We start from the raw sequence: 15,501 nt of genomic DNA, 5'->3' as shown, positions 1-15,501 counted from the left end.
ATTAAAATTCTGTTTATTCATTGACGTTTTTTATGTTAATGAATATAATGTAGTCAATACTATATATGAGCATTTGTTCATATATTGCTAGTGAAGTAATTAAGAGCTTAAGTTTGCATACATTTAACATATGAATATTTGATCATATATTATTGAGAGGTGATGGAAATGCAAATAAAAGTAAATAGCTTGGTTAAAAAGGGTAGGGATTGTATGAAAGAGCAGAAAAAAGAGAAAGGAGGGTGAATAAATTGGAAAACAAAAAAGTAAAGCATGAACTTCTGTTAGAAGGACTTGATTGTGCAAATTGCGCGATGAAAATTGAAAAAAGTGTAAATGGTATTCAATCCGTTACTTCGTGTAATGTTAATTTTGCCACGAAGACATTGACGATAGAGATGGATAAGGCAAAAGAAATAGATACCATTGTAGAAGCAAGGCGTAATATTCACAGGCTAGAGCCACACATCAATATATTAGAAAAAGGACGGAAAGCGAGAAATACTCATAACCACACTCTGTACTTGGATGGACTAGATTGTGCAAATTGCGCAGCAAAGATAGAAAAAAGTGTAGGAGAATTAGAAGGAGTTACCAGTTCTTCTGTAGATTTTGTATCGAAAAAATTAATAATAGAAGTTTCCGAATCCGCCACTTCGGAACAATTGGTGATAAATGAAGCAGTGAAGCTAATTAACCGGATTGAACCACACGTGAAAGCCATTGAAGAATACGACAAAGATCCACATGAACACAATCATGAAACTGGAAATACAAAAAAAGTGTTGGTTCGACTGGGAATTGGTATAGTTATAGGCTCGCTTGGTATGTTTACTCCTGTTTCAGGTATATATGAGTTAGCTCTATTTCTTCTTGCTTATTTAATCGTAGGTGGGGATGTCATCTATAGGGCCTTTAGGAATATCTTGCGTGGGCAAGTATTTGATGAGCATTTTCTTATGGCTCTTGCAACTATTGGCGCGTTTGCAATCAAGCAATATCCAGAAGGTGTGGCTGTTATGCTGTTCTACCAAGTGGGTGAATTATTCCAAGGCATTGCTGTAAACCGTTCTCGCAAATCCATTGGGGATTTGATGGATATCAGACCAGACTATGCCAACATAAAAGTCGGAAATGAAATAAAAAGAGTTTCGCCTGATGAAGTAAAGATTGGGGATATCATTGTCATTAAACCAGGCGAAAAGGTTCCATTAGATGGAAAGGTCATCGAAGGAAACTCCATGGTAGACACATCTGCGCTAACAGGTGAATCAGTTCCAAGAGAGGTACAGTCTGGTTCTGATGTACTAAGTGGGTTTATCAATAAAAGTGGGTTATTAAGTGTAGAGGTAACTAAGGTATTTGGAGAGTCGACAGTTTCTAAAATACTAGATCTCGTACAAAATGCTAGCAGTCGAAAAGCGCCAACAGAAAATTTTATTACGAAATTTGCTCGTTATTACACACCGGTTGTCGTTATTGTAGCTGCTGCATTAGCTTTCATACCACCGCTTTTGTTAAATGGAGCAACTTTTTCGGATTGGATTTATCGTGCGCTAGTATTCTTAGTTATCTCTTGTCCATGTGCGTTGGTGGTTTCAATTCCATTAGGATTCTTTGGTGGAATAGGAGCAGCATCTAAGATGGGTATCTTGGTCAAAGGCAGCAACTATTTAGAAGCTCTGAATAATGTGAAATATGTTGTGTTCGACAAGACGGGTACCTTAACCAAAGGCGTATTTGAAGTTACGACCATTTGCCCATCTGGTAATATTTCGAAGGAAGACCTATTGGAATATGCTGCTTTTGCTGAAACTCATTCCAATCACCCAATCGCAAAGTCAATACGAAATGCATATGGGAAAGAATTAAGCGTTGACAAGATACAAAAGTACAATGAAATTTCAGGCCACGGTACTGCTGTAACAGTTGATGAGAAAGAAATTTTAGCTGGAAATGCAAAACTAATGAACAAAGAAAACATAGCATTCAAGGAACCTAGTGAGATTGGAACGATTGTTCATATTGCCCTAAATCGTAATTATGCTGGGTATATTGTTATAGCAGATGAACTAAAAGAAGATTCTGTTCAAGCAGTTCGTTCTTTAAAAGAACTAGGCATAAAAAAGACCATCATGCTGACTGGTGATGCAGCATCTGTAGCGAAATCTGTGGGCGAGAAACTTGGGCTTGATGAGGTGCATGCTGAATTATTGCCGCAACACAAAGTAGAAGAAATCGAAAAAATTGATGCCCAGAAAAATCCTAAAGAAAAGTTAATTTTTGTTGGGGATGGTATCAATGATACACCTGTATTAGCTCGTGCTGATGTCGGAATGGCAATGGGAGGATTAGGATCAGATGCAGCCATTGAAGCAGCAGATATCGTTATAATGACCGATGAACCTTCTAAGATACCAGCAGCTATAGGTATTGCAAAACGGACACGAGTGATTGTGTGGCAAAATATTCTCTTTGCATTAGGTGTGAAAGGTATATTCCTGCTATTAGGTGCCTTTGGCATTGCCACTATGTGGGAAGCAGTATTCTCTGACGTTGGGGTTACATTGCTAGCTGTGTTAAATGCCATGCGTGTCCTTCGAGTACCGAACCGCTAATTTTCTATCGTGAGAACCCCAAAACTCTAAGTGTTAAAAGAGTTTTGGGGTTTTATTTATCATTATTGAGGGCTTTTTTAGTAGATTTTTAATTCAACAAAATAAAAAAAGTTTTAAAAATAGATTGACAGTCAAAAAAAATTCAATTACTATAAGCCTTAGCAAAATAAAGTTGCTCTTATTAAAAACCGTTGAGACGAGGGGTCTAAGATACGGTGGCAAACCAAACTGAAATTTATCAGTTCATGGGGCTCAACCTGAGCACAAAATGTACAAAGTTTTGTGAACGATAAGAGGATAAGCAGTTGATATTAATCGAAGCTTTCCTTCTAATGGTTGGAGAGCTTTTTTGTATGCTAATATTTACATTTTTTAGTAGGAGAGGATTATATTGACTGAAAAAATTTTATTTACTTCGGAATCGGTGTCAGAAGGACATCCCGATAAAATCGCAGACCAAATCTCGGATGCTGTATTAGATGCAGCTTTAGCTCAAGATCCATTTTCAAGAGTTGCATGTGAAGTGTTTACGACAACAAATATGGTTATTATCGGGGGAGAAATCACAACTTCTGCCATATTAGATATTGAGAGAATTGCTCGTGACACATTACTTGAGATTGGTTACAGTGATGCACAATTCGGTATTGACGGACATACTTGCAATATTCAAGTACTTGTTCATACACAATCACCAGATATTGCAATGGGTGTCGATTCTTCAAGTGATCTAAAGGAGATTGGAGCAGGAGACCAAGGGATTATGTTTGGTTATGCAACGGATGAAACAGAAACATATATGCCGCTTGCAATTGAAATCGCTCATACCTTGATGAAAAAAGCTTCTTTCTTAAGAAAAATTGGAGACTTTAAATGGGCACGCCCAGATATGAAATCTCAAGTGACGATCGACTATACAAATCCGACTAAACCAAGAATAGAAACAATATTACTCTCTATTCAGCATGATGAAGATATAAATATGGCTGAATTCAAGAATTATATAAACGAACAGATTGTACAAGAAACAATTCGCACATTTGGAATGAATGAAGATATAAATACATTAATTAATCCAACAGGACGTTTCGTTATTGGAGGACCACATGGCGATGCAGGTCTTACCGGCCGTAAGATTATTGTTGATACTTATGGAGGAGCAGCAAAACACGGAGGCGGCGCTTTTTCAGGGAAAGATTGTACAAAAGTAGACCGCTCAGCAGCTTATGCAGCTCGTTATGTTGCTAAAAATATTGTAGCTGCTAAATTTGCCAAACGTTGTGAAATCCAGCTGTCTTACGCCATAGGGGTTAGTGAGCCAATAAGTATCGCAATTGATACCTTCGGAACAGAAACCGTAGATAAAGATCAACTACTGCAAGCTATTCGCAATACATTCGATTTAACACCTGGAGGTATTATCAATATGCTTAATCTTCGGAATCCTCAGTTCAAACAGGTAGCAGCATATGGACACTTTGGGCGACATGACTTAAATTTACCATGGGAACAGCTTGATAAAGTAAGTGCTTTAAGGGAAGCCGTTGCAGGCGATTTAGCAGGAGCAACTCGTTAATGGCACAAGTGCTGCAAGAAATCCTTAACGAAAAATATGATATTTGTTCCCAAGAACGGATGCCGTTGTTTGAAGCCCTCGTTAACTATGCAAAGAAAAATACAACCCCTTTTGATGTGCCGGGGCATAAAATGGGAGCTTTAAAAAGCCCATTAAACGATGTCTTTAGTGACTTTACGATGAAAATGGATGTCAATTCGATGAAAGAATTGGATTTATTAAGCCATCCGTCATCAGTCATTCAAGAGGCACAACAGTTAGCAGCAGAAGCTTTTAGGGCAAAAGCGGCGTATTTTTTAGTCAATGGAACATCGATTGGTATCTTAGCTATGATTCTATCGGCGTGTAAGCCAGGGGATCATATACTGGTTCCTAGAAACTGTCATAAATCAGTAATGAATGGCATAATTTTGAGCGGCGCCTGTCCAGTATTTTTAGAGCCTGAAGTGGATCAACACTTTGGAATTTCCCATGGTGTCTCTGTAAGAACGATAAAAAAGGCGTTAACATTACATCCAAAGGCAAAAGCTTTGCTCGTTACGTATCCAACTTATTTTGGGACGATGAATGACTTGGAGAAAATTTGCACACTTGCACATAAGCAAAATATAGCAGTAATTGTGGATAGCGCCCATGGAACGCATTTATCATTTGTTGACTCTTTGCCCGACCCCATCCAAGCAGGAGCAGACTTGGTCACAATGAGTATGCATAAAACTGGTGGTTCGCTTACGCAAAGTTCTATCTTGCTTTTAAACAGCGATCGAATTTCGAGAGAACAAATTCAAAAATCATTGAATATGCTCCAATCGACAAGTGCTAGCTATCTTTTAATGAGTTCCTTGGATGTTGCTAGGCACGAGTTAGCATTATATGGTGCCATTCGTTATCATTCTTTAAAAGAAATCATTGAACAAACAATCATTGAAATAGAAGAACATACTTCCTTTGAAGTATTAAAGAATAGCTATGTAAAACATAGATTTAGTCAATTGCATGATTATACAAAGCTTGTCATCAGAGTGAATGAAAGCGGACTATCTGGTTTTGAAGTGTACACGCTTCTAAAAGAAAAATATAATATTCAAATGGAATTAGCAGAAGGTTATGTTGTTATGGCTGTAATCACTCCAGCTGATACAAAAGAATCTCTAGAAAAGCTAGTGACTGCTTTGGTTGATATTGAGCGCAAATACGGCAAAGGGAAAAGTATCCGATACCCGCATGTTACGCCTTTTAGTGCAAACACTTTACTTTTAACACCGAGAGAGGCTTACTATGCAGAACATGAAGAAATACCCATTCACGAAGCAATAGGAAGAATAAGTGCTGATTCTCTCATGATTTACCCACCAGGAATACCTCTTGTTATACCTGGAGAATACGTTTCAAAAGAAGTTATCGAACAGTATCATTATTATATCCAGAATTTTGGTAATATTTTATCAGATTCACCTAGAAAAAATCATATTACGGTCGTAAAGGAGAAAAAGTAAATGGGTTTAGAATTAAATACTTTAGGAAGACATGTATTAATTGAGTTATACGGGTGTCCAAGTGAAATAATAGAGAATAACGCATTAATTGAACAATATATGTGTGAAGCAGCAGACTATTCTGGTGCAACGATAGTTGAATCTGTTTTTCATCATTTCAATCCGTATGGAGTTTCGGGAGCTGTAATTATATCTGAATCTCATTTAACCATCCATACATGGCCTGAGTATGGTTTTGCATCTGTAGATGTTTATACGTGCGGGGAGTCAGTTAGCCCATGGAAAGCCGGAGATTACTTAGCTGAAAAGCTTAAAGCAAAAAAAGTGGAATCCTTTGATTTTCCTCGAGGAACCGTTGAAAAAATTCGCCAATTTGCTAATCGTGAATTAGGCAAAATTCAAGTGAAACCAGAAGAATATGAATTAGAAGGTGCAAAATAATGAATTGGTATACAGAACAATGGAGCGAAGACTGTAAGTTTTCAATTTCCTATGATGAGCATTTGCATAGTGAGCAATCGCCCTTTCAAAAAATCGATTTCTATAAAGGTAAAGAGTTTGGCACATTTTTCACACTTGATGGACTAATGATGGTAAATGAAAAAGACCAATTCATCTACCACGATATGATTGTCCATCCTGCTTTTGCTACAAACCCAAATATCAAGAAGGTTCTGATCATTGGGGGAGGGGATGGCGGTACAGCGCGTGAAGTATTGCGTTATCCTACAGTCGAAGAAGTAGTTATGGTGGAAATTGATGAGCGGGTGTTTCGCTTGTGCCAAGAATATTTACCTGTCACTGCTGAAGGGGTAGAAGAAGATCCGCGCATGTCTCTAAAATTTGAAGACGGCCTAGCTTATGTAAAAAAAGCTGCTGATGCATCATTTGACTTGATTATTGTGGACTCAACAGATCCAATTTCTGTGGGAGAAGGTTTGTTTACAACTGCCTTTTATCAAGAATGCTACAGAGTTTTAAATACTGATGGAATCTTAATCAATCAACATGAATCACCTTATTTTGCAGAGTATGCGGACAATATGAAAAAAGCAAGGCATAAACTATCAACCATTTTCCCAATTGCAGAAGTTTACCAATATCATATGCCAACATACCCTTCAGGCCATTGGCTATTCGGATTTGCATCAAAAACAAAACACCCAATTACTAATTTAGATGCACAAAAGTGGAATGCATTCGGGTTGAAAACGAAATATTATAATACAGATTTACACCTTGGGGCTTTTGCATTGCCTAGCTATGTAAGGGAGGCATTGAAGATTGCAAAGTAAAACAATGAATATATCAACATTTATTGGCTGTGACAACAGCTATGAGGAGTCTGAACTGGCTCTATTTGGGATTCCATTTGATGGGACAACTAGTTTTCGTCCAGGTACCCGTTTTGCAATGCAAGCTATTCGCCCTGACTCATATGGGTTAGAAACGTATTCTCCTTACCTTGATCGAGACTTAGAAGATATTGCTGTGCATGATTCTGGCGATCTTGATTTACCACTTGGTAATACTGAAAAAACAATGAATGAAATTCTACTATTTACAAGAGGCCTTGTTAATGACGGGAAAAAGTTTGTAATGGTCGGTGGAGAGCACTTGGTAAGCTACCCAACCATCCAAGCCGCATACGAAAAATACCCGGATTTACATGTTATTCATATTGATGCACACACAGATCTTCGAGAAGACTATATGGGTGAAAAACTATCACATGCTTCTGTTATTAGACGCTGCCATGAATTCTTAGGCGACGGACGCATCTTTCAATTTGGCATTCGTTCAGGCCTTAAAGAAGAATTCGAATGGGCGAAAGACCATACCTATATGGAACGTTTTTCAATAGAAACTTTACCTGAAATCGTAAAAAAATTAGAGAATCTTCCTATATATATAACTATCGATCTCGATGTATTAGATCCGGGCACTTTCCCAGGCACTGGAACACCTGAACCAGGTGGGATTACGTATAAAGAATTGTTAACTGGATTAAAGGTACTTGATGATTTGAATCATGTGGTAGGAGCAGATGTTGTGGAGTTATCCCCTCCTTATGACCCAACAGGCGCATCCACTGCTATTGCATGTAAAACGATTCGTGAATTATTATTAATCGTAGGAAAATAGATTAAGAACATTGCCACACTTATTATAAGTGTGGCTTTTTTATTGGTTCAGTGATTTGCATACTTAGCAGTATAATATAGGAGCTCTTCATAAAAACATTTAAAACTAGTGAAACTTTTATTCAATGTAATAGCACTAATATGTGAAAGGAGTTGAATGAGGAATGGATTTACATAATGAAAAACTTATAAAAAAGGCGATAAAAGGAAATAAGAATGCCTTTGAAAAACTGATAAAGCAGCATTATGAGCGTATTTATAGGACTGCTTTCCTTTATGTACATAATAAGGAAGATGCTCTCGATGTCGTGCAGGAGGCGACATTTCAAGCTTTTAAAAGTATTCAATCTCTGAAGCACCCAGAATACTTTTTAACTTGGTTTACGAGAATTATTATCCGATGTTCTAGTCAGATTTTAAAAAGAAACAACAATAATATTTTTGTAACAGATGAAGTAATATCAAATTTTTCCCAAAGAGAGCGTTTTGACCAAGACGAGTCAATGAGCTTGTTACAAGCTATACATCAGCTAAAGCACGATTATAAAAGTGCCATAATATTATTTTATTATTTTGATTACTCTATCAAAACGATTAGCGAGCTCATGGAAATACCTGAAGGCACAGCAAAAACTTTTTTAAGAAGAGGTAAAGCAGAGTTAAAAAAAATCTATAAAAATGAGGAGGAATATTATGGATAAAAAGAAAATCATAAGAGCAATAGAGAATATAGAAGTCCCAAAGGATAAAGTCTTTAAGTCGATAGAAAAAGGGATAAACTCCCAAAAAATTAAAAGAAGAAAAGTACTTCGACATACTGCAGCTATAGCTGTTATTCTCTTCATTTCTTTTATTTTAGGACTGTATAATCCAACGATGAATAAAGTTTTAGCAAACACACCATTAATAAGTCAAATTTTTAAAGGTTTTAACGATTCTATAGGAGTAATATTAGCGAATAAAAATGCTGTGACAGAACTAAATCAGTCTACCAAAAAGAATGGAGTGACCGTAAAGTTAACTAGTGCTTACTTTGATGGAAATATGGTTTCTATTACGGGTTTTGTAAATAATAAAGTGGATAGTGGTCATAATGAAAAAGGAGAAGTTAGCTTTGATGTCAATTTTAATCATAGTAAAGGCGATCATGACTCTTGGACAAATGGAATGACAACTAGACTTTCGAAAGTAAATAAGGGATATAATTTTCAGTGGAAAGTAGACTATCCATATAAGAAGATCAAAAAGAGATTTAATTTACCTATTACTATTCATTCTATCAATGGGATTAAGGGTGAATGGAAATTTAATATTCCAATTCAGCAAGAAAAATACAGAACTGATTTATTAATTAAAAATAAAAACTATCCAAAGTATAATTTAAAAATTAATACAAATAAAATTCTTACAGGAAAAGCTACATCTTCTCTGATCTATCAAACCGAAAAGATATATAAAAACGATGATATTTATATAATGAAAGCAGTAGATAACAATCAAAATATATATCATTTTGAAAATGGAACAACCCTCTTTGAAAAAATGAAAGGTAATATTTCACATAGTACCATCCGGGTTGTAATGGATAAACTCCGTGCTGATAGTACAAAACTTACTTTTTATCCGCAATTAACTATTAGTGAGCCATATGTGAATCATCAATTTGCTGACCATCCATTCATGATTAAAAGTAAAAGATCAAAACTTGCTATGAAAGTACAGCAAATAAGAAGAGTGAACAATCAAATTATTATTGATTATCATCTAATGGGTTTTAGAGGAAAATTGAATAAGCATCGGTTAGATATAATAGCAAACAACCTACAATATTCATTTAGATTGATAGATAACAGATACTTAAATGGAAAAGAGGATGCTTATTCACCTGGTCTTACTAATCATAGTGTTTCTCATAATAAAGTTAAGATAATCGACGGAAAAACAATAAGCTACCAATCTACATTTAATATTGCTGGAGAAGAGAAAATAGAAAATTTCAATTTCAAAAATACAATTTTGCAATTTGATTTTACGAGTTTTATTAGTGCTAAGAATTTAGCTCCTATAACTGCAACTCTTCATAAGTAATACCATTACACTTTTTAAATCGTCTAAGAAAAAGGACAATTAGGCACACTTTTAGATATTTAACATAAAGTAACAAGGACGCATTTCAAAAAAAGAGATGCGTTTTTTTATATACTGTTTCTAACAATTTAAAAAACTCTTTACTAAATGAATATTTATGCTATTATATTTATAAATATAATATAAAGTCAATTCAGTTAATAAGGAGGACATCATGGAGAGTTGGTTAGAATTATATGAACAGATGGGCGATTATCTAGCTCCTAGTATGGCAAAGGATCATCCAAATTTACCGGTGATAAAGGAAGAAGGGTGTTACTATTTTGGAGCAGACGGCAAGACATATCTTGATTTCACTGCAGGCATTGCTGTAGCAAATACTGGTCATCGTCATCCGAAAATTGTTCAAAGTATAAAAGATGCAGCAGATCAATTAGTCCATGGTCCATCTGGCGTTATTATGTATGAATCTATATTACAGTTATCGAAGAATCTTGCGGAAATCACACCGGGAAATTTAGATTGCTTTTTCTATGGAAATAGTGGCACTGAAGCAATTGAAGGAGCAATCAAATTAGCGAAATTTACTACAGGGCGACCTTATATAATTTCTTTCACAGGTTGTTTTCATGGCCGTTCTCTTGGTGCATTAAGTGTGACAACATCCAAAAGTAAATACCGTAAATTTTTGAACCCATCTAATGTCTATACGATACCGTATGCCAATGTAAATGAAGCTCCAAGAGGCTTTGATTCAATTCAATATACGGTGGATCTGCTTGAGAAAAATGTAAAGACACTCTTTAAGCATCAGGTTACACCGGAAGAAGTGGCGGCATTTATTGTAGAGCCTGTGCTAGGTGAAGGGGGCTATATTATACCGCCGAAAGAATGGCTACAAAAACTCCGGGAACTTTGCAATCAGTATGGTATTTTGCTTATATTCGATGAAGTTCAAACTGGCTTCGGGCGCACAGGAGAATGGTTTGCTGCACAAACATTCGGTGTCACACCAGATATTATGGCAATAGCGAAGGGGATTGCTTCAGGTCTGCCTCTAAGTGCAACTGTTGCAAGCCGAGAACTTATGGAGAAGTGGCCAATGGGCTCACATGGGACGACATTCGGTGGTAATCCAATTTCATGCTCAGTTGCTTTAACAACGCTTGAAGTAATGAAAGAAGAAAACTTGCTCGAGAATACAAAACAAGTAGGGGCTTATGCAGTCGAATTTTTAAAGGACATTCAAGAAAAATATGACGTGGTCGGGGAAGTTCGAGCAATTGGCTTAATGATTGGTATTAACATAATCGATCCAAAAACAGGGTTAGGGGATGGGATAGCATTAAAGGAGATATTGGATAATGCACTAGAAGAAGGCGTCCTCTTTTATCTTTGTGGTAATGACAACGATGTGATACGAATGATACCGCCTTTAACAGTAACGAAAGAACAAATAGATGAGGGCTTAACAATGCTTGATCATGCAATACAAAAATATATGGATAAACGGAGTGAGTAGAATGAAAAAATGGTTATTTGCTGCAATAGCCTTGCTAGCAGTATTGTTAGTAGGCTGTGGAACAAAAGATACAGAGAAAAATTCAGATGCACAAGCAGAAAATAAAGAAAAAGTTCTTGTTATGGGCACAGCAGCAGACTATGCACCTTTCGAATATATTGATGCGAAAGTTTCTGATGAAATAATAGGTTTCGATATTGATCTAGCCAAAGCGGTTATGAAGAAATTAGGTTATCAAGTTCAAGTGAAGGATATGGAGTTTAGTAGCCTTATTCCTGCGCTTCAAGCGAACAAAGTAGATTTCGTACTTGCTGGTATGACGCCAAATGAAGAACGTGATAAGGTAGTCGATTTCTCAAGTTCCTACTATGATACAAAGGAATACATTCTTAAGAAGAAAGGAAGCGGTATAGAAAAAGACTCAGATCTTGCAGGGAAAGTGTTGGGATCTCAAACTGCATCTATTCAAGAGAAATTAGCGAAAACATTAGCGAAAAAGTACAAAGGTGTTAAATTAGTAAGCCGAGATCGTATTCCTGAACTTGTTCAGGAAGTAAAGTTAGGGAGAATAGATGCCATCATAACAGAAGATATAGTAGCAGACAATTATCTAAAAGATAATAAGGATTTAACCTATTATGTTATTGAGGAGCAAGAAGATCAATCCAAATCAGCTGCTTTTCCTGAAGGTAGTAAACTAACAGAGAAATTTGACCGTGCTATGGAAGAGCTAGAAAGGGAAGGCAAAGTAGAAGAATTGAAGAATAAATGGTTTAAAGTAAAGTAATCGTATGCCCTGTTTTCTTAACGAGAGCGGGGCTTTTTTGTATCTAATTAAGAATGGAGGTATACTAGAAGACGTATTTTCTGTTAAGGGTTGTGTTATTATGATGGTACTAACTACGATAGTCTGTATATTTATTCTCTTGAATTTATTTTTTAAAGTAAGTGAAGTTTCTATTCCTACCCCTGCAGGAGCTGTGGTGATGGCAATGGGGATTTTATCAATCGGTATTATTCAGTTATTTCCCCATTATCATGAAGTGATTGGTTTGATATATGCTTGTGTTTTATTCATCATCTATACTTTACTATTTGTTTTATTGCTTCTCAATCTAAAGAGAGGAGATTTTGCAAAGAAACATATTATAGACCCAATCAACAGTTTTGGAATAGGGACATGGATTGCTGCTACATCCATTGTTTTATTGAATATGGACAATCACTTATCTCAGATGAAATGGGATCAAATATTTCTCTATTCTATGGCTATTCTTCTGTATGTAGGATATATTGTCATAGTAGTTCGGAATTACTTATTTTTATTTAAAAATAAATCTTTTGCAAATAAGATAAATGGTGTAGCACTATTGCCAAGCGTAGCGACCCAATCGTTAGTGATTGCAGGTTTTACATTATTCCCGGACCTATTTAATAAAGGGAGTATTTCATTCATTTTGCTTATAGATCTGATCCTTTATTGCCTGAGCATATGGCTTTTTATAAGAGCGATGCGTTCACAATCATTTCGTGAACAGATAAAAGAGTGGAAAAGCACAAATTGTATTATTCACGGAGCTCTTTCAATCACTGGATTATCGTTATGTATTACGAAAATATCAGACGGCAAAAGCTTATTTGTACTTTGGATTATTGTCTCACTTATATTTCTTATAGTAGAGAGCATTGAAATATTACGTTTAATTGAACGGTTGAAGGCATATGGAATAAAAGAGGGCATACTTCAATACCAAACTTCACAATGGGCAAGAAACTTTACATTTGGTATGTACTTAAGCTTTACGATGCATTTGCCGACGGGTCCATTAAGTTCAATTAGATATTACATTATCGATGTAGGGAAATATGTGGTCATAGGTTTCTTTTTGTTTGAAGCCATACTAATGGTAAGTTGTTTATTAAAGGTAAAAATTTACAAATTACGATAGAGGTAATATAAAGCATTTAACCAGTACCTAAATGGAACTGGTTTTTTATGTATAAAAAACAATAGATATAGAAGTGCCTTTGTTGAGGAAGAATTACACTTTAAACGAAGGTTAAAAAGTATTTTACTATGCATATAGCTAATGAATAGGTTTAGATTTGGAAGAGTAATCGAGAAGAAATTGGCAAGAAGCCAATTGATGCTTTATTGATATCCAACTACCTGGTTATCAAAATGTAACGTAGCTTTAAAAAAGCTAAGAAAGGTTACAATAATCATATAATTCAATTATAAAAAAAACGCGGTATTGCCTTAAACACCGCGTTTTTTATCTAAGCATAGTTAATCTGCAGGTCTAGGTCCTCTAGAGCCTTTTTTATTTTCTGAAGTTATAATTGGCTTAACAGTTATGTCTTCAATGACACGAATTTGACAAGATAAACGTAAACAGTCTTCATATAAATTCTCGTCAATATTCTTAATAGCAAAGGCGTTTTTTTCTACTTTCGAAATGTCTTTGTATTCTCCAGCTAAGACTTCCACTCTACAAGTAGTACATTTAGCTTTTCCACCACACTGGTGAAAGATTTCTATTCCATTATCTTCAAGGGCTAAAACTAATTTTTTACCAGCTTCAACTTCAAATGTTTCTCCTCCAAGTACTGTGACAAGTGGCATTGATGAATACTCCTTTCAATTTCCTCATAATCAGGTTTTGCGAAGTAAATGTTAATATCAGTTTGTATTAATCTGACTATTCTCATACAAAAAACATTCATTGATGGAATGCATAAGCTATCGTTTTAATGAGTGTCCGAATGGTGGTTAGTTTGAAGAAGGGTTTTCAAATGTAGGTAAATTTAATTTGGCTAGCTGTATAAAATAAATTTCATACAGGATAATGAAGAATACGCCAATGCATGGGATGGCAATAAATTAACGAAATAAACTCGTTGACATCATAAAATACAGATTGGAAATGCAGAGTATCACGACTAAATGAGTTTTCTGATAGAAACCTCGCTGAATCTTGCTTTAGACTGCCTTCATAACATTATCAATTGAATCCGAGATGATTATTGCCTGAGGAATAAGGTAATTAGACAAAATAATACAAATGCAATTGTAATTAATTAAAGATTCTGTTAATATATTTTTAATAGAATCTATTTATTTTTATGCAAAAAATACTTTTATTTTTTTATTAATATGTTATTATAATTATAAATTAAAATCTATAATTATTCATTTGAATTCATAATAAAACACGACGTTACATAGAGTGGTTTTATTGAAACAATGACGAGATAGGAGATTTGGACAATGAAAAAGAAATGGTTATTTACAGCAGCAGCAGTATTATCATTAACTCTCGCAGGGTGCGGATCAGATTCCAGCAAGGATGGTTCATCTTCCGATAACAATCAAAAAAAGGTTTTAGTGATGGGCACATCAGCAGACTTCGCACCATTTGAATACATCGATGCAGCAAAGTCAGATGAAATTATTGGATTTGACGTTGATTTCGCCAATGCAGTAACTAAAAAAATGGGTTATCAATTGAAAATACAAGATATGGAGTTTAATAGTTTAATTCCATCCGTACAAGCAAAAAAAATTGATTTTGCGATGGCGGGTATTACCCCAGATGAAAAACGTGCTAAAGTGGTGGACTTTACGGATTCCTACTATGATACAGAAGATTATCTGATTACTAAAAAAGATGTGACATACAACAAACTTGAGGATTTGAAAGGTAAAAAAGTCGGTGCGCAGGTTTCATCCATTGAAGAAGATACAGCCAACGAAATTGCAGATAAAGTTCCAAGCGTAAAAGTAGAAACACGGGACAGAGTACCAGAATTGATTCAAGAAGTGAAATTAGGAAGACTAGACGCCATTGTACTAGAAGATATTGTAGCTAAAAATTATGTTAAACAAAATAAAGATCTAAAATTCTCGACGATTGACGGTGTCGATAACCAGAAAAAAGCAGCAGCTTTCCCTAAAGGAAGTAAATTAGTGAAAGATTTCAATAAAGCTGTAAAAGAATTAAATGACTCTGGAGAAATCGATAAGATGAAAGCCAAATGGTTCAAAGTTGATTAA

The 15,501-nt window shown here is 35.4% G+C and carries 13 protein-coding genes and 1 riboswitch; of the genes, 12 read left to right on the top strand and 1 reads right to left on the bottom strand.

What is annotated here, in order from left to right:
• Positions 1–251 precede the first annotated feature (251 nt).
• The 11 genes from RST01_RS01020 (at position 252) to RST01_RS00970 (ending at position 13,393) form a co-directional block, all read left to right on the top strand.
• Positions 252–2,618: a heavy metal translocating P-type ATPase gene (locus RST01_RS01020; protein ID WP_244946631.1), complete on the top strand. Its 2,367-nt coding sequence runs from the start codon at positions 252–254 to the stop codon at positions 2,616–2,618.
• Positions 2,619–2,793: 175 nt separating this feature from the next.
• Positions 2,794–2,914, top strand: a riboswitch (SAM riboswitch).
• A 92-nt stretch (positions 2,915–3,006) separates the two neighbouring features.
• Positions 3,007–4,194, top strand: coding sequence for a methionine adenosyltransferase (metK, locus tag RST01_RS01015; protein WP_147193493.1), 1,188 nt, complete (start codon positions 3,007–3,009; stop codon positions 4,192–4,194).
• Positions 4,194–5,690, top strand: coding sequence for an aminotransferase class I/II-fold pyridoxal phosphate-dependent enzyme (locus tag RST01_RS01010; protein ID WP_147193492.1), 1,497 nt, complete (start codon positions 4,194–4,196; stop codon positions 5,688–5,690). The genes metK and RST01_RS01010 overlap by 1 nt, the downstream gene beginning before the upstream one ends.
• Positions 5,691–6,131, top strand: coding sequence for an adenosylmethionine decarboxylase (gene speD, locus RST01_RS01005; RefSeq protein WP_066787050.1), 441 nt, complete (start codon positions 5,691–5,693; stop codon positions 6,129–6,131).
• Positions 6,131–6,985 carry a polyamine aminopropyltransferase gene (speE, locus tag RST01_RS01000; RefSeq protein WP_147193491.1) on the top strand — a complete coding sequence of 285 codons (855 nt, stop codon included), beginning with the start codon at positions 6,131–6,133 and terminating at the stop codon, positions 6,983–6,985. Before speD ends, speE begins: the two co-directional genes overlap by 1 nt.
• 4 nt (positions 6,986–6,989) lie before the next feature.
• Positions 6,990–7,835 carry an agmatinase gene (speB, locus tag RST01_RS00995; protein WP_147195045.1) on the top strand — a complete coding sequence of 282 codons (846 nt, stop codon included), beginning with the start codon at positions 6,990–6,992 and terminating at the stop codon, positions 7,833–7,835.
• Positions 7,836–7,998: 163 nt separating this feature from the next.
• Entirely contained in the window at positions 7,999–8,535 is a 537-nt protein-coding gene (locus RST01_RS00990) for a sigma-70 family RNA polymerase sigma factor (protein WP_147193490.1), read from the top strand.
• Entirely contained in the window at positions 8,528–9,922 is a 1,395-nt protein-coding gene (locus RST01_RS00985) for a DUF4179 domain-containing protein (protein ID WP_184117489.1), read from the top strand. Before RST01_RS00990 ends, RST01_RS00985 begins: the two co-directional genes overlap by 8 nt.
• A 211-nt stretch (positions 9,923–10,133) precedes the next feature.
• Entirely contained in the window at positions 10,134–11,444 is a 1,311-nt protein-coding gene (locus tag RST01_RS00980) for an aspartate aminotransferase family protein (RefSeq protein WP_371859437.1), read from the top strand.
• A gap of 1 nt (position 11,445) precedes the next feature.
• Positions 11,446–12,231 (top strand): transporter substrate-binding domain-containing protein, encoded by a 786-nt coding sequence (locus RST01_RS00975; RefSeq protein WP_147193487.1) that lies wholly within the window; start codon positions 11,446–11,448, stop codon positions 12,229–12,231.
• A 199-nt stretch (positions 12,232–12,430) separates the two neighbouring features.
• The gene (locus RST01_RS00970; RefSeq protein ID WP_184117488.1) at positions 12,431–13,393 is read left to right on the top strand and encodes an SLAC1 family transporter; all 963 of its coding nucleotides are present in this window, start codon (positions 12,431–12,433) and stop codon (positions 13,391–13,393) included.
• A gap of 341 nt (positions 13,394–13,734) precedes the next feature.
• On the opposite strand, the gene RST01_RS00965 is transcribed toward RST01_RS00970, so the two are convergent.
• Complete coding sequence (locus RST01_RS00965) at positions 13,735–14,070, bottom strand: 2Fe-2S iron-sulfur cluster-binding protein (RefSeq protein WP_147193485.1); 336 nt, start codon at positions 14,068–14,070, stop codon at positions 13,735–13,737.
• 645 nt (positions 14,071–14,715) lie between these two features.
• Between RST01_RS00965 and RST01_RS00960 the strand changes: the two genes are divergently transcribed.
• A complete protein-coding gene (locus RST01_RS00960; protein WP_147193484.1) occupies positions 14,716–15,501 on the top strand; it encodes a transporter substrate-binding domain-containing protein in 786 nt (261 codons plus the stop codon).

This window comes from Rummeliibacillus stabekisii, assembly GCF_007988965.1.
In the GTDB taxonomy this organism is placed as follows: Bacteria; Bacillota; Bacilli; order Bacillales_A; family Planococcaceae; genus Rummeliibacillus; species Rummeliibacillus stabekisii.
This window is presented reverse-complemented; position numbering and strand designations above follow the sequence as displayed.

Bases quoted from the DNA above. Each gene is read 5' to 3' on its own strand.
- speE (WP_147193491.1), top strand. From the start codon at position 6,131: ATGAATTGGTATACAGAACAATGGAGCGAAGACTGTAAGTTTTCAATT.
- speD (WP_066787050.1), top strand. From the start codon at position 5,691: ATGGGTTTAGAATTAAATACTTTAGGAAGACATGTATTAATTGAGTTA.
- RST01_RS00965 (WP_147193485.1), bottom strand. From the start codon at position 14,070: ATGCCACTTGTCACAGTACTTGGAGGAGAAACATTTGAAGTTGAAGCT.
- RST01_RS00990 (WP_147193490.1), top strand. From the start codon at position 7,999: ATGGATTTACATAATGAAAAACTTATAAAAAAGGCGATAAAAGGAAAT.
- RST01_RS01010 (WP_147193492.1), top strand. From the start codon at position 4,194: ATGGCACAAGTGCTGCAAGAAATCCTTAACGAAAAATATGATATTTGT.
- RST01_RS00975 (WP_147193487.1), top strand. From the start codon at position 11,446: ATGAAAAAATGGTTATTTGCTGCAATAGCCTTGCTAGCAGTATTGTTA.
- RST01_RS00960 (WP_147193484.1), top strand. From the start codon at position 14,716: ATGAAAAAGAAATGGTTATTTACAGCAGCAGCAGTATTATCATTAACT.
- speB (WP_147195045.1), top strand. From the start codon at position 6,990: ATGAATATATCAACATTTATTGGCTGTGACAACAGCTATGAGGAGTCT.
- RST01_RS00970 (WP_184117488.1), top strand. From the start codon at position 12,431: ATGGCAATGGGGATTTTATCAATCGGTATTATTCAGTTATTTCCCCAT.
- RST01_RS00985 (WP_184117489.1), top strand. From the start codon at position 8,528: ATGGATAAAAAGAAAATCATAAGAGCAATAGAGAATATAGAAGTCCCA.